Source organism: Staphylococcus succinus (assembly GCF_029024945.1).
GTDB lineage: Bacteria > Bacillota > Bacilli > Staphylococcales > Staphylococcaceae > Staphylococcus > Staphylococcus succinus.
This window is the reverse complement of the sequence record NZ_CP118976.1, coordinates 697,715-716,567: the sequence shown is the minus strand read 5'-3', so window position 1 is coordinate 716,567 and position 18,853 is coordinate 697,715. Positions and strand designations below refer to the sequence as shown.

Below are 18,853 nucleotides of genomic sequence, written 5' to 3'. Positions count from 1 at the left end.
CATCATGGATTTGCGAAAATTACATTTCAACTATACTTTAATCATTAATATTAAGTCATGCTATACAAACAATGCTTGGTATATATACAATATAACAATACTTATCACTATCGTTAAGTTTGTGACCATCCCAACAAGTGGCAATGTTTTATATTTAAATTGAATAGAATATGGAATAATTGCTACACCTACCGGTAATAACCATGCAACTTGCAATGTTGTTTTAATCATTTGATTGTCCACAGGTAAAAAGAAATGAACAAGTAAACCTATCGTAATACCCAGCCCATAATGAATAGCTAAATATTTCATTGCAATAGGTAAAAATCTTTTATCAATACTGAAATTCAACATTAATCCTAGTAGTATCATTGATAATGGCATATTTGCACTAGATAACACAGAGAAGAAATCAATCACTGGTGCCGGAAAATGAATATTAAGCATATTTAAAATAAACATTGTGATATAAGTCATTAAAGGGACTGATTTCACTAAATTTTTACCTAAATATTTAAAATCAAAACTATCCCCTGCACTACTAAAATAACTCCCCACAAAATAAGTAACACCAAACATAATAATCGCTCCACCAATATCTGCCATACCAAAATATATCATGCCAGTTTTTGGCCAAATTGCTTCAACAAGTGGATATGCAAACAAACCTATGTTCAAAGAAGCCATCATCATACCCGTTGTTCCTCTAATTTGATTATCATATTTTACAAATAACCAAATTACTATCACCTTTGCTAGAACGCCGTATAAAATCATCATAATAGGCAATATAGAAAGAGACACATCTAAATCCGCTTTATTTAAATTCACTATCACAAGAGAAGGAAGTGTGACGTTGAGAACTAACGTTGAAAAGACTTGACTATCGTTAGCCTTAAAATAATTAATTCTTTTAAGTGCATAACCTAATGCGATGAGTAAAATAATTATGATAAATTGTTGTGTCACAATAATCCTTCTTTCGTTTTCATTCTATTTTCATATATTAACATATTTCTTCGCTATTTTAGAAGCGTTCAATTTCGTGTTATACTTTATTAAAATACTACAGTTTTCACTGTATCGATAAAGGAGTACGTTATAATGGATTTAAATGAAAAATTAGCTGAACTTAAACATGACTACGTAAGATTACAAGGCGATTTAGAAAAAAGAGAGTCCGTCAACCAGCAAGTTGACCCATTATTACGCCAACTTGAAGATATAGAACAAGAAATTGCTGAAGTGCGTTCAGAAATTAGTCAAAAAGAACACTAATAACATCCTAGTCAACAAAAAATTTACATGCTAAGATTAAGAACGAATATAGAAAGGATGTCATTTAATGCAATTGTATCTTATCTTTTTACCCATATTATATTTAATCGTCAGTTACATAAGTATATTTAAATTGAATACGATTATAACCCGTATTTTACGTATAATCATGGCTTTGCTTTTATTATTTGTTGTAGCTATTACAACGTTATCCTTCCCTGCATTAAATTGGTGGGTATTTGTTATACTCATACTCATTGTTGGGAATGTAGAAATAACTGCTTTTAAATACGGCAAAAAAGATCAAAAAGCTGTAAATATTTTAAACATAATGAGTGTTATATTATTTGTAATATATGTTATTTTATCTTTAGTGTTATATTAAAATTAAACAGTATATGTATCAGTACAGAAATAGTAATTTATTTCTGTACTTTTTATTTATACAAAAAGGCATGGGTATTTTATCGATACCCATGCCTTTCATTATGTCATTACTTATACTTTCTCTTGTTTATCAACTTACCTTTCAAAGTAAATAGTATTTCATAAATCACTGGTACGACTATTAATGTTAATAACGTAGAGGAAATAAGTCCGCCTACAACAGTGGCTGCCATTCCTTTTGATATTATAATCGAACTGCTTTCACCAAATAGCATTGGTGATAAGGCACCAATGGTTGCTAGTGCAGTCATTAAAATAGGTCTAATACGTGTGGCACCCGCCTCTAATAATGCTGCTTGCATATCCATACCTTGTTGTTGCTGATTAATTACTCTGTCTACGAGTACAATTGCATTCGTCACGACAATACCTATCAACATTAGCATACCTATCATACTTGGTACTGAAATCGTTTCACCGGTCAGAATAAGTGCTATAACGACACCTATAATTGTATACGGTAATGAGAATAGAATTGTTAATGGCGCTAATGGGCCTTTAAATGTTAATACGAGTACTAAGTAAACAATGATGATTGCTGCTAACATTGCCACTGCTAGCTGAGTAATCGCCTTAGTAATATCTTCATTTGCACCGCCAACGTTGGTTTTTACATTGCTTGGTTTATCCATGTTGTCCACTTTAGTCATGACTTTTTGTGATGTTCCACCAACATCATCATTTGTTACTTTTGCTGAAACTGTCGCTGCGTAATCACCTGCTTTAGTATTTATTTTGTTTGGTGTAGTCGACATTTCTAGATGAGCAATATCGCTTAATACGATAGTATTTCCCGTTGGTGTTTTTAATTCTGTTTGTTCTAATTTGTTTTGAGTCCAATGTGTTTCTTGATTTTTTTTAATTTTTACATTTATTGATTTACCATGCTCTTTCACAGTAGTTATACTATCTTCAGGTGTGTTTTGATTTAAAGTCATAGCTAACTGTGAAGCTGATAATCCATAGTTAGACGCTTTGTTTTGATCTACTTTAATATTATATTGGTCATAGGTTTGTGATAAATCAGATTTAACATTAGCTATCCCTTTTATAGCTTTCATATTATCTTCTATTTTATTTAATGTTCCTTTTATCGCATTTAATGACGGTCCACTAACGGTAACTTTCAATTCATTATTATTACCACCTGTACCCATGTCTTGATTCGACCACTCACCTGGATGATTGTATTTTTTTATATGTTTTAATACTTTATCTGGCTCTTCATCAAAGTGAGGTGTGTCAGATTGATATTCAACCATAAGCGCTAAACTCTTAGAATTACCGGTAGGATCTGTTGGCGTCGCACCACCAACAGAATACTGCACAGTTTCCACTTTGCTTTTGTCATTTAAGTAGCCTTGAATTTCTTTCGCATGCTTGAGTACGCTTTGTTTTGTTTCCCCTGGTTCTGGAGTATAGGTCAAAGCCATATATTTATCTGAACCTGTTGAAATAAAACTCGTTCCTAGCTTAGCAGCGCCTAATCCAATACTCAATAATAAAATCAAGGTACTCACAATAATCACAAACCACTTATGGTTTAATGACCATTTCAATACACTTTTATAGTTTCTGCCTACTCTTCCTAATGAAGTTGCTTTACGTTGTTTAATACCGTTCTTAAATAATGTCGCACTCAACGCAGGTACAATCGTAATTGAAACAAGTAGTGAAGCTAACAGACTAAACGCAATGGCTAAAGCAAACGGCCTAAACATTTCACCAACTGATCCTGTTACAAATGCTAAAGGTAAAAACACAATGATGGTTACAATTGTTGATGACATGATTGGTTTAAACACTTCATTTGTTGCACTTACTATTAACGCGTCTCCTGTTAACCTTTCGTCTTGTTGCGATAACCGTCTATAAATATTTTCTACTACTACAATTGAGTCATCAATAACTCGACCAATGGCAATAGTCAAAGCGCCAAGTGTTAAAATATTTAATGATACATTGCACAACTTCAATGCAACCATAGCTATAAGTATCGACATTGGTATAGATACAATTGAAATGGCAGTTGTTCTAATATTTCTTAAAAATAATAAAATTACGATGATTGCAAAAATAGTTCCTAAAACTGCTTTTTCTATCATTGTATAAATTGAATCTTCAATAGGTTTTGCCGTATCCATAACTTTAGTGGCCACCATATTAGGATTATCTTTTACAAACTGTGCTATTTCTTTCTTGGTATCTTTAGCAACTTGTACTGTATTCGCATCTTGTGCCTTAATTACTTGTACATTAACTGCATCTTTCCCATTTGTTTTAGATATTGATGTACGTTCATCTCCTATAGTCACTGTAGCAATATCGCTTAATTTAACAGCTTTACCGCTATTACTAGAAGATGGTCCCTGAACAGAGGAATTTGGCGCGTCCTGTACTTCACTTTCCCCTTGTGACTGAGCACCTGCACCTGCTTGAATTGGAATACTTAATTGTTTTAATGCACTTACAGACGCAAATTGCCCATCAACAACAACAGATTTTTCTGTTTTATTAAATTGGAAAAGCCCTAATGGTGTCTGGCTCGTAGCACTTTTCAAATATTGTTGAACGCCGTCAGCAGTCATTCCCGTTTGTTCAAGTTTATCTTGATCAAAGTTAATTGATACTTCCCTTGTTGTTTGGCCATTAAGTTGCGCATTTTGGACACCATTTATCGTTTGGAGTTTAGGAAGTAAATGGTTTTTAAGATTACTCGTAGTATCTCTTAAATGATCACCTTTCATCGTAAATGAATATGCAACAATAGGAAAAGCATTCATAGAACTTCTACTTAACTCGGGGTCATCTACTTCTTCTTTAAATTTAATTTTATCAATTTCTTTTTTTAATTCATTTTCAACATTATCTAAATCTACGCCTTCTTCATATTCTACAGAAATGATAGATGCATTTTGAATAGATTGTGCGCTAACGCTTTTAACATTAGCCATAGACCTCACTTGATTATCAATCTTGTCACTTACTTCTTCTTTTACTGTTTCTGGCGTCGCTCCCGGAAGCATTGTTTGCACTTTAATCATAGGGGGTTCAACATCTGGCAATAGTTCAAGTTTCATTTTCGAACTTGAATATACCCCTCCTAAAATGACAAGTAATACCATTAAGAAAATCGCAAATTTATTTCCCAATGAAAATTGCAATAACTTTTTAATCATTCCCTCATTCCTCTCTCCCACTTTCATATCATATAATCAATTTACCATAAGTTGAATTACTAAAATATCTATATTCTAATAATTCTATAAAAACACAATGATAAAAAATTTATATAATATACTAATAATAATTATTTTCCTCATCAAAAAAACCTATTACGCTTTTTTAGTAACCCATTCTATGTACCAATAAATATGAGTAAGTCTGAATCACTTACCGTCTTTAACATAGGAGGTATACTATTAAAAAACTTAATAGGTAAAATGTTTGTCTTTATTTTATAATGTATTATTTACGTTTTAACTTGCGCGAAATTTTAACTTTAGCTTTTGTTAACTTAGGCTTAACGTTTTCAATGATTTGATAGAGAGGTTTGTTTAAAACATAATCAAATTCTCCAATTTTTTCACTTAAATAAGTACCCCAAACCTTTTTAAAAGTCCATAATCCATAATGATCTGAATCTTTGTCAGGATTATTATCTGTGCCACCAAAATCATATGTTGTCGCTCCATGTTCTCTAGCAAACTGCATCATAGCAAATTGCATATGGTGATTCGGTAAAAACTCACGATATTCATTGGATGAAGCACCATATAAATAATATGCTTTATTGCCTGCAAACGTCAATAACGCTCCAGATAAATAGATACCTTCAGGATGTTTTGCTTCTAATGCTTCCATTTCTTTTATAAGTTCTGCAGTTTTATTCATTTTTTGTTCAGCATCATTAATTTTATTTAACGTTTTTTTATCTTGCTTTTTATCAGCTAATTTAGCTTTTTCAAGTTCTAAATCTGCTAAATCCTGTCTCAAGTCATTTAAAACTGGTTTCGGTTGAAGCTTAACTAAAAATAGTTCCGCATCACCGTCTGGATGAAGCGCATCATATATATTTTGGAAATAGCTAATATCTCGTGTTAAGAAACCATCTCGTTCACCCGTAATCTGCATCAAGTTTGCAAATGTTTTTAAGCCTTCTCTATTCGAACGCTCTATAGTAGTACCACGTTTTAATGCCAATCTAACTTTAGAACGGTTACGTCTTTCAAAGCTTTGAATCAACGCTTCATCGTCTTTTTCGATTGGTGTAATCATCGTCATTCTTGGCTGAATGTAATCTTTTGATAGTCCTTCTTTAAAGCCTTTATGCTTGAAACCTAGCGCTCGTAGATTTGTTAATGCATCCGCGCCTTCGTCTACTTCAACATTAGGGTCAATTTTAATTGCATAAGCTTTTTCTTCTTTAGCAATTTGCATCGCATATTCTAAAAGTGATTCTAGTGCAAGTTTGTTACTATAATCAGTAACAAAACCTCTAGATATATAACATAGCGTATAAGGTAGTTTAGGCACTTTTTTAAATAAAAGTTGTGCCACTCCAACGATTTCTCCCGCTTCCCCAACTGCAATACGCTTTGAATACCATCCAGTTAGTTTTTTTGTTTCCGCCCATTTAGTCAATTGTAATAAATCACCTTGAGGATGAGCTTTAACAAATGCATCATGTTCTTGATTTGTGATATTCATCTTTTCCATAAAACTGATATCTCCTTTATCTTACAGTACATTAATATTATACATTGCTTGACTCATTCTTTCACATATAAACCATTGATTTGCTATACTATAATAAAAGTAAAAAAAGAGGTATTTAACATGCGCATTTTTATTCTTAGTCTACTATTAATTATAAACGTTATCTTTGTGATTCATTCTTTAGGTCAAACCCTTACCATTTCATATCTTAGTTTAAGGATTTTGTTTGCGGCATTAACTTTTATTCTAACAATATATCTATTATTATTGCGCACGAATAAATTCTCAACTTATTTAACTATTTTAACATTAATTATTTCTTTGATACACATTTTTATTATTGCACATAGCGCTTATGTTTATATCTATTAATCAGCTTCAAAACGATAACTCACGCCTCTTATGATGAGCGTATAAGGCGATGTTGTTAACGTATCTTTGATCACAATAGATTTATAACCAGAGTACTCTCCATCCAATATACGATATGTTATATCATCTGCTTTTAATTTTAATACTGTCTCTGTGGCTGATTCGCTAATGATTGTCATATCAAACCATTCTTGCCATTTCTTTACAGTATGTGCGCGTTCTGTACTATATAATTCAATACCTTTCACACTAAATTCTTTTTGTTGGAAAGGCGCTATTTTTTTATTTCTCACTTCTTCACGTTCATTCCACTGTATGAAAAAGGGAGGTTTAACTCTATAATCTGGATCAGCAATATACAATAATTTCCAAGATGTTTTATCGCCCTTTTTATTCTCTCTCTGCATGTTTACTGGTCCAATCACTTCTATATTTCGGTTTTCTAAATCCCTCTTCAACTGCTCAATATCTTGCGTACGAAACGCTAATGTCTTTACCCCTTGTTTATAATTATCTTGTACTATTTTTGATGGAAAAGAAACGCGCCCTTCGTCAGACTTTATAACTTTTTGTAATATCTCAGGCTTAAATACATCTAATAGTTCAATATAGGCATTGTTTAGGTAAGCTAATCGATTAAAAGTACCTAATCTTACATGTTGACCCCCTTGGTGTAAAGTGAATAAATGCCCTGGGTATTTAAAGTCATTTAATTGATGAACATAATGGATAATGTGATCTAATTTTAAGTTTTGCATAGTAAGTGGCCCCTTAACGTTTGTTTACAGTTCCATATTACCAAACTGCGCAATGTATTACCTGTTTCAACCGCTTTTAGAAATTAGAATTAGCCCTTGCTGAATAATCCTAATTAAAAATTTTACGTTGTCTATTATTTACCCATCGCCCCTTCTTCGTAATCTCCTATTGCTTTATTACAAAAAAAGGATTACAATAATATTGTTACAAATTAAGTTAGCAAAGCTAACTACTTTCGGAGGTTCACATGTATACAAAAGACTTCTTCAACCACTTAACTGCTGTTTATAGACCCTATATAAAATTATTACAACCTATCTTTGATGAATTCGAAGTATATCCTGCACAATGGTTAGTATTAAAAGACCTCGCATATAATGGCCCAACAACTCTAGTACAAATTTCAAAACGACGTGCAATAGAGAAACCGACTACACGGAAAATTTTAAAAATTCTTTCTGAAAAATCTTTACTCACAATAGAACAAGGTATAGATAAACGTGAAAAAATATTAACGTTATCTGAAGATGGAAAAATATTATTCGATAATATTACTCAACGTATCGAAACCGTACAAGATGATATTGTTAAACATACGAATCTATCTTCATCACAATTAGATGAAGCAATTACAACCATTCAATCAATTCATGAACAAATATCAAAAATGGAGGAAGCATGACATGAACCAATCACAAACAGTTAAAGCGCCCATATGGACTAAAAGCTTTAACATTAACTTTATTACAAATTTTTTAGTTTATCTATGTATGTATCTACTCATAGTCATTATTGCTAGTTATACTAAATCCGAATACAATGTTTCAGATAGTGTAGCTGGTTTAGTATCCGGACTCTTTATTATTGGCTCCTTAATTGGTCGTTTCGCAACAGGAAAATATGTCAATAAAGTAGGACCTAAGCGTATATTGCTTATCGGTTTAGCTCTATTAGTCATCACCCAACTATTTTACTTTATAGAAGGGTCATTGGCTTTACTTATGTTTACTCGATTAATTAATGGTATTGCTACTGGTGTAACAACTACTGCTACTGGTACCATTGCCGCTTATGTTACACCACCTGAAAGAAAAAGTGAGGGCATTAGTTTATTCTCATTAAGTCTAGTTATTGGTGCAGCAATTGGTCCTTTCTTTGGCCTATTACTTATTAATACATTTCCAATAAAACTATTATTTTCTATTTGCCTTATTTGTGGGGTAGTAAGCCTAATCATATCGTTCTTTGTTAACCTTCAATTTGACATCATTTCGAATCAAGATGCTATTGAAAAAGCACCAAGTAAAAAATTCAATCTAAGCAACTACATTGCAAAAGAAGCGGTGCCTGTAGCTGTAATTATGCTAATATCTGGATTAACTTACTCATCAATACTTACATTTTTACAATTTTTTGCACAAGAAATTAACTTAGTAACACTTTCTAGTTATTTCTTTATATTTTATGCAATTGCATCACTAATTACTCGTCCAATTGCCGGTCGTCTGATGGATCAAAAAAATGAAAATGTGGTTGCTTATCCAGCGTTCATATTCTTATTTTTAACATTCATTGCACTCAGTGTCACAAGTAATGGTTGGACTCTCATTCTTGCTGGTTTGTTATTAGGCGCTGGTTATGGCAACATTTCATCATGTATGCAAGCTATCGCCATAAAAGTATCTCCACCAGCTAAATATGGTATTGCTACATCAACCTATTTTATTGGTTTAGATTTAGGTTTAGGATTTGGTCCATATGTACTTGGATTTGCAACTTCATCGGTTTCATATGCTCAACTCTACGCTATAATGGCAATTATTGTAGCAATTACAATGATTATATACTTCCTTGTACATGGTAGAAAAGTGAAACACATCAATGCGTAACAAAAAACGTAACATTCGTCATTGTGGAATGTTACGTTTTTTTTATATCTTCTTAAAATTAATCTTATGCTATTGAGCGATTTTAATATTTTCTATTTCACTTATAATCTCATCTAGTAATTTGATTTGAACTGTATTGAAATAGTAAAATACTTGACGTTCATCAGTTTCTGAACGCACTTTTGATATCAACTCTTTCTTATATATTTTTCTAATAATCACATCAATTTTACTTGTGTCCCATAACATCTCGAAATGTAAGGTATCTCGTAATTCTTTTCCACTAATTTTTTGAGCATCATAAACTTTATACAAGACTACGAACTCTTCTATAGATAAACTATGTATTGATTTAAGCCAATGCTTCAATTGACTCAAAGCTCTCTCTGATGTAATAAAATATGATACTTTACTTTCCATAATAGTTGCCTCCTCATTGTCTACTCTAGTTGTATTAAATGGCTTTATATAATGAATAAGCTTTTAAAATATTATATAACACTTTCTTCATTAAATCTATTATTTTTAAAGAAACAGATAAATGTTTTCTACTATAGAAAATAATTTATATATCCTACCATACATATCATTTTTGATTCATATAATCTAATACCTTTTTTATAATTAGCGTTTACTTCTTTCAATTTCTTACTAAATCATTTGAAATAATATTTTAAACAAATTGCTCATTTAATTTATAATTTGATAATATACGATTTTAGGTTATATTTTATTTTCATAAAAATGCCATGAATAGATTTATATCTTTCACTTTTTAGACAATATAAAGAACTGAAGTACTTCAACATGTGAGATACTTCAGTCCTTTAGTTTTTAGTATAGCGCTTATTTTATTATCACTAGTTAACATATAAAGCACCTCATTAATGATGCACTAAATTGATAACGCCTATCTTCTTCCTCTTATCCACCAATATAATTCATATTTATCTTTTTACGTTTTCTATTTGCCACAGTTTGTTCGGTCCGTTCATCAGAGTAACGATCATCTCTTATATGCCACAATGCTTTAAATTGTTCTAACAATGCATTGTCACTTACACCTGAACGCATAAAAGATTTAACATTAAAGCCATCCATTTCACTGAAGAGACAACCATAAAACTTACCATCTGATGAAAGCCGTGCACGTGTACACGTTGAACAAAAAGATTGCGACACACTGGTAATCAATCCAAACTGTGCATCATTATCGTTATGTCGATAATACTTCGCTACTTCCCCATAATACTTAGGTGGTACAGGGGAAATATCAAATCTAGACTCTATCATATTAAGCATATCTGCTTTGGATACCACTTTACTAAAGTCCCATCCATTGTCATTGCCAACATCCATAAATTCAATAAATCTAATTTCAATATGCTTCTCTTTAAAATATTGAACCATTGGAACGATTTGGCTGTCATTCACACCTTTTTGAACAACCATATTAACTTTCACATGAAAGCCAATAGAAACGGCGTAATCAATTTGGTCTAAAATAGTTGCAGCCTTGATATTTCGATTATTTATTGCTTGAAATACTTCATCATCAATGGCATCTAAGCTCACATTTATTCGTCTTAATCCAGCATTGTATAGGTTTTGACCGTGCTTTTTCAAAAGTAATCCGTTGGTTGTCAAACCTATATCTTCCACACCATCAATTTCATTGAGTTTATATATTAATTTATATAAATCACGTCTGAGCAATGGCTCACCGCCTGTAATCCGAATTTTTTTCACGCCTAATTGTGTATACACTTTCGCTATACGTGCCATTTCATCAAATGTAAGCAATTCATCTTTAGGTAAAAAAACAAAGTCATCACCAAAAATTTCTTTTGGCATACAATAATCACAACGAAAATTGCAACGATCGGTAACTGACAATCTTAAATCGCGAATTGGACGTCCGAGTTTATCAGTTATTTGTTCTACCATAGCAATAGGCCTCCTTATCTATTCATCATAACTTGCTTTAAATCGTTCAAATCTTGTTGATAGTTAATGTTTTTGTACCAATATGATGTTGATTCAATTGCTTGAACATCTAGCCAATCACTTTCAACTTTTGTATATACATTCTTTAAACTATAATCGTCTGAAGCTAAGGCTTCATCTATATATTGCAAAGCATGTGGACTATAAAAAGCTAGTGTAGGAATGGGTCTTCCATTGTCTTTAAAACCCGCGATATCTAATTGATCCTCTATAAGGTGTTCAATCATAAATTGGTATAATTTACTAATTGCCTTTTGTGTAATCATTGGGGTATCCACAGATATCACAAAAAATAATTCTTCATCCTTATATTGACGCATAACTGAGCGAATACCTGCCAATGGTCCTTTATCTTTATTTTGGTCGTCATCTATAACTATATTAGGATAATCAAAATGACTCGCTAATTGTTCATTTGTACTTATAACAATTTGATTAAACATATTTGTGGCTTCTAACACATCAATAATTCTCTTATAAAACGTTTGCGACTCAATCTGTGCAAAAGCCTTGGGTTCACCGAATCTCTCAGATTGTCCTCCGGCAAGTATAATAGCTTTCATCTCTCTTTAACCTCCGCTAACTGGTGGAATCAATGCAATAATGTCATTAGGTCGAACAATATCGTCATTTTTTACAAATTCTTCATTTACTGCGACTTGAAATTTTTTATCACTGATACTAGGATAACGTTTAAATAGATCAATTATAAAATCTTCCACAGTGATATCATAGTTTAAATTTATATCTTCCGTATCTTTCTCTAATATTTCTTTAATTTCTGCAAAATAAAGTACTTTCATGATTGACCTCCTTCAATTGCATCTTCATAACTTCCATGTTGGTGCCCTTGCCATTGCGCACCATCTTCCCATATTTCTTTTTTCCATATAGGGACAATTTCTTTTATACGTTCAATCGCATACTCATTTGCTTCATATGCATCTTTTCTATGTGGGGAAGAAACACTGATTAAAACTGCGATATCTGAAATTTTTAATGGACCAATTCTGTGAACAATTGCCGAGTAGGTGCCTGGCCATTTCACTGATATCTCATTTCCGATTTGTGCTAACATCTTTTCAGCCATTGGAATATAAGCTTCATATTCTAAAGATTCTGTTTTAATCCCTTTAGTCCATTCTCTTACATGACCAGTGAAAATGACTACTGCGCCTTGGTGCGCATTAAGCACGTATTCTCTATACTGCTCTGTTTGGATAGGTTCACTTACAATTTCGAATTGCTTCATTTAGTTCATTCCTTCTATATTAAAAAAAGATAATAACCATTGCTCATACTTAGGTAATGCATCCACTTCGTCTAAATTAATACGATATTGTATATTTGTAAGATGCTCTAATACATTTAACTCACTTTTGTCTCTATAAACTAACACTTTATCAAAATTCGCTTCTTTAAAGCCTTCTACTAATATAAAGTTTGTTTCTATTGTAACAGATTCATTGATGATTTCATCTAGAGATTGTCTGTATTTTCTTGTAACCGATTGTTGATAACTTGTTCCTTGAACAATACTTTGATCCGCACCAGCTTGAAAGTGTTTCATATGATCGACATCATCGCCTTGTAGCGTAATATCATCCATATCATGTCCATGATGTTTAATTGTTGCTATATTAAAGCCTTGTGACTTTAAAAATTGAACTGTGTGCATCATTAGCGTTGTTTTACCTGTGTTTTTATAACCTACAATTTGTAAAATCATAGTTGCCATTCCATTTCATAACTTTGTGATTCAGTCAATAATACATTCACTGTATAACCCTTTTTATAGCCTCTTGTTCCCCCCGGTAACATGATCATTACATTGCTATGTGCTATAGCTACTACCGCGCCTGATTTGTTAAAGCCTGAAGGCACTACAGTCATTTCTTTACCATTAAAGGTTGCACGTGCGCGAATAAATCGCGTAAAGGGGTTAGGCTTTTTAAAGTCTTCCATTAATGTAGCTCGTACTACTTGTGGGTATATCGCCTTAGCCCCCATCATATGTTGCACTGCCGGCTTGACGTATAGCTCGAAACCAGTAAAGCATGCTGAGGGGTTTCCAGATAAACCAAATAAGTATTTTCCATCTGCAACTGCTACTGTAGTGACACTCCCAGGTCTCATTGCAATTTTATTAAATAATACTTCAGCTTCTATTGCTGCATATATCTCAGGCAAGTAATCAAAATCACCAACAGATACACCACCTGTTGTAATAACAATATCATGACAGCTCATAGCTTCTTTGACAGCTTGTATACTACTTTTGAGATCGTCTTGTTGTATTTTATAAGATTCTACCTTTAAATCTAACTTTTGAGCTAACGCAACAATCATAGGACCATTTGAATTTCTAATTTTACCAGCCTGTAAATTATCTGTAACATCTAGCAACTCACTACCTGTTGCTATTACTGCAATAGTAGGCTTTTTAAAAACAGGAACTTCTCCATAACCATATGTCGCCAGTACTGCAATAGCTCCTGGATTTATTTGTTGTCCTTTTTGCAATACAATATCACCTGTCCGCGTTTCTTCACCTTTTAGCGATATATTTTCATTGGCTTCAAATGGTTTGCGCAACGTAAAACTTTGATTACTTTCAACAGTTTGTTCTAACATTACAACTGCATCTGCCCCTTCAGGTATAGCTGCCCCTGTCATAATTCTGACCGCTTCAAATTCACCGACAGTTTTTTTGGAAACAGAACCCGCACCAATATGATCAATCACATTAAATTTTATTCTATGATCACCATTTGCACCTACCGTATCTTGGCTTCTAATCGCAAAACCATCATATGGGGATTTATTAAACCGAGGAATATCATAAGTAGCTACAATGTCTTCAGCTAATATATGATTTATACTTTCATGTAATGCGACCGTTGTTTGTGTCATAACGATATTTTGACTAACAACACGTTCAATAGCACTACTAACAGAAATTGGATTTCTCTTTTCAACTGTCATATAATCTACTCCTTACATATATTTATTTCGTGATATACTAAAAAACGATTAGGAGGGATATTTTTGTCTGAATTCACACATATTAATGCCCAAGGAAATGCCAAAATGGTTGATGTTTCAGAAAAAAACATTACCAAACGTATAGCAATTGCTCACTCTAGTATTACGGTAAACCCAGAAATTTATAAACAGATTGTTGATCACACAAATAAAAAAGGAAACGTCTTAAATACTGCACAAATTGCCGGTATTATGGCTGCTAAAAAGACTGCTGACATTATCCCTATGTGTCATCCATTACCGCTCACTGGTGTCGATGTTGATTTTACTTGGCAAACAAATAAAACTACTTATACATTAAACATTCAGGTCACTGTGTCAACAACTGGTAAAACTGGTGTAGAAATGGAAGCTCTTACAGCAGCTTCTGCGACAGCCTTAACTGTTTATGACATGGCCAAAGCCTTAGATAAAGGCATGATTATTGGCGAAACCTATTTGTTATCTAAATCTGGTGGTAAAACTGGGGACTTCCAACGTGACGCTTAGTTATCCTCAAAAGAGCAGGAATAAATAGCACGAGCCCAATTTTGTTTGGGCTCTAATTATTTTTTAATTTCTGTTACTAAATGATTGAGTTCAGGTTTTATTAATCTGTCTAATGCTAATTTAATTGCTCCTGTTGACCCTGGGAGGCTAAATATCAATTTATCCTCAACTGTGCCTGCAACTGCACGTGACAATAATGCGCGTGTCCCTACATCTTCTGTATAACTTAAATATCTAAATAATTCTCCAAATCCTTCTATCTCTTTCGTTAATAATGAAGAAACTGCTTCTATTGTCACATCTCTTTTGGCTATGCCTGTACCACCAGTAGTAATAATTACGTCAATATCTTGAGACAACCATATCTTTAATTGATTTAATATTTCAGATATATCATCTTTAACAATACAGTAATGCTCCTTTTCTACTGAAGCATTTATTTCTGATAATAACGTTATTATTAAATTACCACCTTTATCTGTTTTATAATCTCTTGTATCTGAAACCGTTAACACTGCACATTGAATGTCTCTATCTAATTTAATATTTGTATGCATAAACGCGCTCCTTTACCCAAAAAGTTGGTTGATTAAGGTTATAGCTTGGTTTGGGTGTTTCATTTTATGAATTAATAATCTACCGCCTCTAAAACTCACAATAGGATGTCCTTTAAATTCGAAACGTAACATATATGGATTCCGTTGATAATCAATGGCTTGCTTAACTAAAAATGATTCTATTATTTCCTGGGAAATTTCTGGGTTTTGGTATTGAATTGTATCTCTTCCGCATAAACTTACATACTGTCGCTTTGTTTCATTTATATAAGGATAACTTGGGTTTTTACCACATGTAGGGCACGTCTCTCTTTGTATTTTACTAAATCCAAATACGTAGTGGTTGCCTTCCCATATATCACCATAGGTTAATTTTGTAGGTATGTTTTGTTGCGTTAGTATTTTAAGTGCATCTCGTGATTGTAAACTCGTAGTCATTGTCACCGCGGGCTGTATCACACCTACAGTATCACAAGTCATATTTATCATTGGTAATTGAGGCACTAAACAGTTAAAGCAAGGTGTCTTACCTGGAATAAATGCTGCTTCTATATATGTACTTTGAACTACGCCACCATAAATCCAAGGAATATTCTGTTGAAAAGCAAAATCATTAATTAATTGTCGAGTTTCAAAATTATCAGTGGCATCTAAGATTAAACTTACCTTTGTACCATAATGCTCTAAAAATTGTCTGTCGACGTGTGCAATATGCGCATGAACTTTTAAATCTGATCGAATTTCAGTCAGCTTATTTTCTGCAGCAATCACTTTAGGCAATGCTGCTTTTGCATCTATTTCTGTAAATAATGTTTGCCTTTGCAAATTACTGAATTCAATATAATCCCTGTCAACAATCGTTATTTCACTCACTCCTGCTCTTACCAAACTTTCTGCAAGATGCGTGCCTAAAGCTCCCATACCAATTATGAGTACATGAGAATGCTTAATTTTATATTGTCCATTGTTACCAATAGCTTTAAATAATGTTTGTCTAGAATATCGGTCTATAGTCACCACAATAATCCTCTCTATACGTCATTGCTTCCATTATAAATCTTGCATCAGAATGTCACAATGGTTTGGTATCGATAATGTATAAACACGTGTATTCCCTAATTCGGGTACTTATTATCACTTAAAATTTTTAATACAATAGCTTAGATGCTGCATTTATTATTTGAAATGTTCTCTTAACCTATAATTGTGGCCTGAATCATGTATATTACTTAAATACAAGTATCCATTTATGAAAATAGTAAAATATTAAATTGCTCACTATAAATAATATCCATTGAATATGCGTTCGTGGTACAATAAATTGAATATAATATGGAGGTGAATGAATGGCACGTTCAAAAGGCTACGAAGAACAGCTTGAACAAGCTAAAGATATAGTCATAAACTCTATCGGAGAAACAATGGACCTTTATGGGGTTAACCGTAGTGTCGGTAACTTATATGGTACGATGGTCTTCGAACAAAAAAGTATGACTTTAGATGAAATGCGTTATGAATTACAAATGAGTAAACCAAGTATGAGTGCAGGTGTTAAAAAACTTCAAGAGTTCGATGGTGTTAAGCAACAATTTATCAGAGGCAGTAGGAAGCAACATTTCACTGCTGAAAAAGATTTTTTCACATTCTTTGGCAATTTCTTTTCTTTAAAATGGAAACGTGAAATTAAGTTAAATATAGAAGCGATACATAAAGCTGAAAATATACTTAATCCCATTGTACATTCAAATACAGCAGCTCCAGAAATCATAGAGGAAGCACAAGAAGTATTAATTCAAATTGAACATTCTAAAGTCTATTACGCTTGGCTTTCAACACTAAGTGATGCATTAGCTAGCGGCAAGATTTTCGACTATTTTCCTATACCAGAAGATAAATAGTAAAAGGCATGAAGCACATCACGGTGACTTCACGCCTTTTTATTATGTCGTAGTTTTCACCTTGCACATGTTTTTCAAATCGAGAGAACATCAGATTTTCACACCTCTATTGCAGTCAACCAATTTCAACTACTTCTTGTGCTAATAATTCAGCTTCATAATTTGAATGTGTTACAAAAATCAACGGAATTTGCCATTCGTCAAATATATGCTGAACTAAACGAATACTTTCTTCTTTCGTCGCATCATCAAGACTAGAGAATGGCTCATCTAATAGTATTAAGTCCGGTTTAGTACTTAAAGTTCTAGCAAGTGCTACGCGTTGTGCTTCCCCACCTGATAACCGTGCTGGAAATTGTTGCTTTAAATGTCCTATATTTAATTGGTGCATTACTTTTTCAATATGCTCAGATGGTTCAGCCATAAATGTGATATTTTGATACACATTCTTATTAGGAAACAATTGATAATCTTGAAACAAATATCCTATATTCCTGTGTTGAATTTTAACTTCAATATGCTGCGTTGTATCTGTTAGAACATGGTCTTTTAATTCAATATATGCCTGATCTGCAGGTTTTAAACCAGCGATAATATTTAATAATGTTGTTTTACCAATTCCAGACGGTCCTTTAATTGCACATATTTTAGGGTTTTTATGATGTAGATGAATATCTAAGCGTGTATGTTCTAGACTATGATTAATTTTTATATTTAACAATTAATCTACCTCCTGAAAACGGTCTTTGTTTAACACATTAATTGTCCCAATCACTGTAATCGCAAATGCAACAAGCACAATCACCCAAAGCCAAGCTTGATGTTCTTTACCTTGTTCTACTAAAAAATAAATTTCTAAAGGTAACGTATTAGTTTTATTTGGAATATATCCGGCAACCATTAGCGTTGCTCCGAACTCTCCAATGGCACGTGCGAAACTCATCATAACTCCAGATAATATGGATCGTTTTGATAAAGGTAAAATTAATTCAAAAAATATTTTACTCTCGCTTGCCCCCATCGTTCTTGCAGTATTGAGCATCTTATTATCAATACTACGAAACCCTTGGACCGTATGTTGGTACATCAAAGGTAAACTTACAATTACAGATGCTATAATGGCCCCTGTCATTGTAAATACGACAGGTAAATGTAATACATTATCGAAAAATGAACCGATTATATTTCGCGGTGAAAATATAATTAGCAAAATAAATCCCATTACTGTTGGAGGTAATACAATAGGTAAAACAATTATACTCTCTAAAACTCTAGCAAAAAAGCCATGCCTTTTATACAACCATCTCGAGATAAAAATACCGACAAAAGTAACGATAATCGTACTTATTATTGCTACTTTGAGCGATATCCAAAACGGTGTAATATCTGGCAT

Annotated in this window: 21 protein-coding genes; 6 read left to right on the top strand and 15 right to left on the bottom strand. The window is 32.8% G+C overall.

Annotated elements, in window-relative coordinates; genetic code table 11:
• Positions 1-60: 60 nt before the first annotated feature.
• Positions 61-969, bottom strand: coding sequence for an AEC family transporter (locus tag PYW31_RS03195; protein WP_046835678.1), 909 nt, complete (start codon positions 967-969; stop codon positions 61-63).
• Between the two features lie 135 nt (positions 970-1,104).
• Between PYW31_RS03195 and PYW31_RS03190 the strand changes: the two genes are divergently transcribed.
• The gene (locus PYW31_RS03190; RefSeq protein ID WP_169746230.1) at positions 1,105-1,278 is read left to right on the top strand and encodes an SE1832 family protein; all 174 of its coding nucleotides are present in this window, start codon (positions 1,105-1,107) and stop codon (positions 1,276-1,278) included.
• Positions 1,279-1,345: 67 nt separating this feature from the next.
• On the top strand, positions 1,346-1,663 hold the full coding sequence (gene mspA, locus PYW31_RS03185; RefSeq protein ID WP_046835679.1) for a membrane stabilizing protein MspA: 318 nt from the start codon (positions 1,346-1,348) through the stop codon (positions 1,661-1,663).
• A gap of 109 nt (positions 1,664-1,772) precedes the next feature.
• On the opposite strand, the gene PYW31_RS03180 is transcribed toward mspA, so the two are convergent.
• The 3 genes from PYW31_RS03180 to PYW31_RS03170 form a co-directional block, all read right to left on the bottom strand.
• Entirely contained in the window at positions 1,773-4,904 is a 3,132-nt protein-coding gene (locus tag PYW31_RS03180; RefSeq protein WP_046835680.1) for an efflux RND transporter permease subunit, read from the bottom strand.
• A 289-nt stretch (positions 4,905-5,193) separates the two neighbouring features.
• Positions 5,194-6,444: a lipid II:glycine glycyltransferase FemX gene (locus tag PYW31_RS03175; RefSeq protein WP_046835681.1), complete on the bottom strand. Its 1,251-nt coding sequence runs from the start codon at positions 6,442-6,444 to the stop codon at positions 5,194-5,196.
• Positions 6,445-6,812: 368 nt separating this feature from the next.
• Positions 6,813-7,574, bottom strand: coding sequence for a VOC family protein (locus tag PYW31_RS03170; RefSeq protein ID WP_046835682.1), 762 nt, complete (start codon positions 7,572-7,574; stop codon positions 6,813-6,815).
• 248 nt (positions 7,575-7,822) lie between these two features.
• On the opposite strand from PYW31_RS03170, the gene PYW31_RS03165 reads away from it, so the two are divergent.
• Together PYW31_RS03165 and PYW31_RS03160 are read left to right on the top strand one after the other, a co-directional pair.
• The gene (locus PYW31_RS03165) at positions 7,823-8,257 is read left to right on the top strand and encodes a MarR family winged helix-turn-helix transcriptional regulator (protein WP_046835683.1); all 435 of its coding nucleotides are present in this window, start codon (positions 7,823-7,825) and stop codon (positions 8,255-8,257) included.
• Between the two features lies 1 nt (position 8,258).
• Positions 8,259-9,464: an MFS transporter gene (locus tag PYW31_RS03160; protein WP_046835684.1), complete on the top strand. Its 1,206-nt coding sequence runs from the start codon at positions 8,259-8,261 to the stop codon at positions 9,462-9,464.
• A 69-nt stretch (positions 9,465-9,533) separates the two neighbouring features.
• On the opposite strand, the gene PYW31_RS03155 is transcribed toward PYW31_RS03160, so the two are convergent.
• The 7 genes from PYW31_RS03155 to PYW31_RS03125 form a co-directional block, all read right to left on the bottom strand.
• Positions 9,534-9,884: a transcriptional regulator, SarA/Rot family gene (locus tag PYW31_RS03155; RefSeq protein ID WP_046835685.1), complete on the bottom strand. Its 351-nt coding sequence runs from the start codon at positions 9,882-9,884 to the stop codon at positions 9,534-9,536.
• A gap of 504 nt (positions 9,885-10,388) precedes the next feature.
• Positions 10,389-11,411 carry a GTP 3',8-cyclase MoaA gene (gene moaA, locus PYW31_RS03150; protein WP_046835686.1) on the bottom strand — a complete coding sequence of 341 codons (1,023 nt, stop codon included), beginning with the start codon at positions 11,409-11,411 and terminating at the stop codon, positions 10,389-10,391.
• 14 nt (positions 11,412-11,425) lie between these two features.
• Positions 11,426-12,034: a molybdenum cofactor guanylyltransferase MobA gene (gene mobA, locus PYW31_RS03145; RefSeq protein WP_046835687.1), complete on the bottom strand. Its 609-nt coding sequence runs from the start codon at positions 12,032-12,034 to the stop codon at positions 11,426-11,428.
• Between the two features lie 6 nt (positions 12,035-12,040).
• Complete coding sequence (gene moaD / locus PYW31_RS03140; RefSeq protein WP_046835688.1) at positions 12,041-12,274, bottom strand: molybdopterin converting factor subunit 1; 234 nt, start codon at positions 12,272-12,274, stop codon at positions 12,041-12,043.
• Entirely contained in the window at positions 12,271-12,723 is a 453-nt protein-coding gene (locus PYW31_RS03135; RefSeq protein WP_046835689.1) for a molybdenum cofactor biosynthesis protein MoaE, read from the bottom strand. The genes moaD and PYW31_RS03135 overlap by 4 nt, the downstream gene beginning before the upstream one ends.
• Complete coding sequence (mobB, locus tag PYW31_RS03130; RefSeq protein ID WP_046835690.1) at positions 12,724-13,200, bottom strand: molybdopterin-guanine dinucleotide biosynthesis protein B; 477 nt, start codon at positions 13,198-13,200, stop codon at positions 12,724-12,726.
• A complete protein-coding gene (locus PYW31_RS03125) occupies positions 13,197-14,456 on the bottom strand; it encodes a molybdopterin molybdotransferase MoeA (RefSeq protein ID WP_046835691.1) in 1,260 nt (419 codons plus the stop codon). The genes mobB and PYW31_RS03125 overlap by 4 nt, the downstream gene beginning before the upstream one ends.
• 63 nt (positions 14,457-14,519) lie before the next feature.
• On the opposite strand from PYW31_RS03125, the gene moaC reads away from it, so the two are divergent.
• Positions 14,520-15,005, top strand: coding sequence for a cyclic pyranopterin monophosphate synthase MoaC (gene moaC / locus PYW31_RS03120; RefSeq protein WP_046835692.1), 486 nt, complete (start codon positions 14,520-14,522; stop codon positions 15,003-15,005).
• Positions 15,006-15,061: 56 nt separating this feature from the next.
• On the opposite strand, the gene PYW31_RS03115 is transcribed toward moaC, so the two are convergent.
• Positions 15,062-15,562 (bottom strand): MogA/MoaB family molybdenum cofactor biosynthesis protein, encoded by a 501-nt coding sequence (locus tag PYW31_RS03115; protein WP_046835693.1) that lies wholly within the window; start codon positions 15,560-15,562, stop codon positions 15,062-15,064.
• A 12-nt stretch (positions 15,563-15,574) separates the two neighbouring features.
• Positions 15,575-16,579, bottom strand: a complete 1,005-nt coding sequence (locus PYW31_RS03110) for a ThiF family adenylyltransferase (protein ID WP_046835971.1) — start codon at positions 16,577-16,579, stop codon at positions 15,575-15,577.
• A gap of 329 nt (positions 16,580-16,908) precedes the next feature.
• Between PYW31_RS03110 and cudC the strand changes: the two genes are divergently transcribed.
• The gene (gene cudC / locus PYW31_RS03105; protein WP_046835694.1) at positions 16,909-17,460 is read left to right on the top strand and encodes a choline uptake/conversion transcriptional regulator CudC; all 552 of its coding nucleotides are present in this window, start codon (positions 16,909-16,911) and stop codon (positions 17,458-17,460) included.
• Between the two features lie 115 nt (positions 17,461-17,575).
• Here the strand turns inward: cudC and PYW31_RS03100 are convergent, their stop codons facing one another.
• Positions 17,576-18,181, bottom strand: coding sequence for an ATP-binding cassette domain-containing protein (locus PYW31_RS03100; protein WP_046835695.1), 606 nt, complete (start codon positions 18,179-18,181; stop codon positions 17,576-17,578).
• Positions 18,182-18,853, bottom strand: a complete 672-nt coding sequence (gene modB, locus PYW31_RS03095) for a molybdate ABC transporter permease subunit (RefSeq protein ID WP_046835696.1) — start codon at positions 18,851-18,853, stop codon at positions 18,182-18,184.

Coding starts and splice junctions, on each gene's coding strand:
- PYW31_RS03190 (WP_169746230.1), top strand. CDS start 1,105: ATGGATTTAAATGAAAAATTAGCTGAACTTAAACATGACTACGTAAGA.
- mspA (WP_046835679.1), top strand. CDS start 1,346: ATGCAATTGTATCTTATCTTTTTACCCATATTATATTTAATCGTCAGT.
- PYW31_RS03180 (WP_046835680.1), bottom strand. CDS start 4,904: ATGATTAAAAAGTTATTGCAATTTTCATTGGGAAATAAATTTGCGATT.
- PYW31_RS03175 (WP_046835681.1), bottom strand. CDS start 6,444: ATGGAAAAGATGAATATCACAAATCAAGAACATGATGCATTTGTTAAA.
- PYW31_RS03170 (WP_046835682.1), bottom strand. CDS start 7,574: ATGCAAAACTTAAAATTAGATCACATTATCCATTATGTTCATCAATTA.
- PYW31_RS03165 (WP_046835683.1), top strand. CDS start 7,823: ATGTATACAAAAGACTTCTTCAACCACTTAACTGCTGTTTATAGACCC.
- PYW31_RS03160 (WP_046835684.1), top strand. CDS start 8,259: ATGAACCAATCACAAACAGTTAAAGCGCCCATATGGACTAAAAGCTTT.
- PYW31_RS03155 (WP_046835685.1), bottom strand. CDS start 9,884: ATGGAAAGTAAAGTATCATATTTTATTACATCAGAGAGAGCTTTGAGT.
- moaA (WP_046835686.1), bottom strand. CDS start 11,411: ATGGTAGAACAAATAACTGATAAACTCGGACGTCCAATTCGCGATTTA.
- mobA (WP_046835687.1), bottom strand. CDS start 12,034: ATGAAAGCTATTATACTTGCCGGAGGACAATCTGAGAGATTCGGTGAA.
- moaD (WP_046835688.1), bottom strand. CDS start 12,274: ATGAAAGTACTTTATTTTGCAGAAATTAAAGAAATATTAGAGAAAGAT.
- PYW31_RS03135 (WP_046835689.1), bottom strand. CDS start 12,723: ATGAAGCAATTCGAAATTGTAAGTGAACCTATCCAAACAGAGCAGTAT.
- mobB (WP_046835690.1), bottom strand. CDS start 13,200: ATGATTTTACAAATTGTAGGTTATAAAAACACAGGTAAAACAACGCTA.
- PYW31_RS03125 (WP_046835691.1), bottom strand. CDS start 14,456: ATGACAGTTGAAAAGAGAAATCCAATTTCTGTTAGTAGTGCTATTGAA.
- PYW31_RS03115 (WP_046835693.1), bottom strand. CDS start 15,562: ATGCATACAAATATTAAATTAGATAGAGACATTCAATGTGCAGTGTTA.
- cudC (WP_046835694.1), top strand. CDS start 16,909: ATGGCACGTTCAAAAGGCTACGAAGAACAGCTTGAACAAGCTAAAGAT.
- modB (WP_046835696.1), bottom strand. CDS start 18,853: ATGCCAGATATTACACCGTTTTGGATATCGCTCAAAGTAGCAATAATA.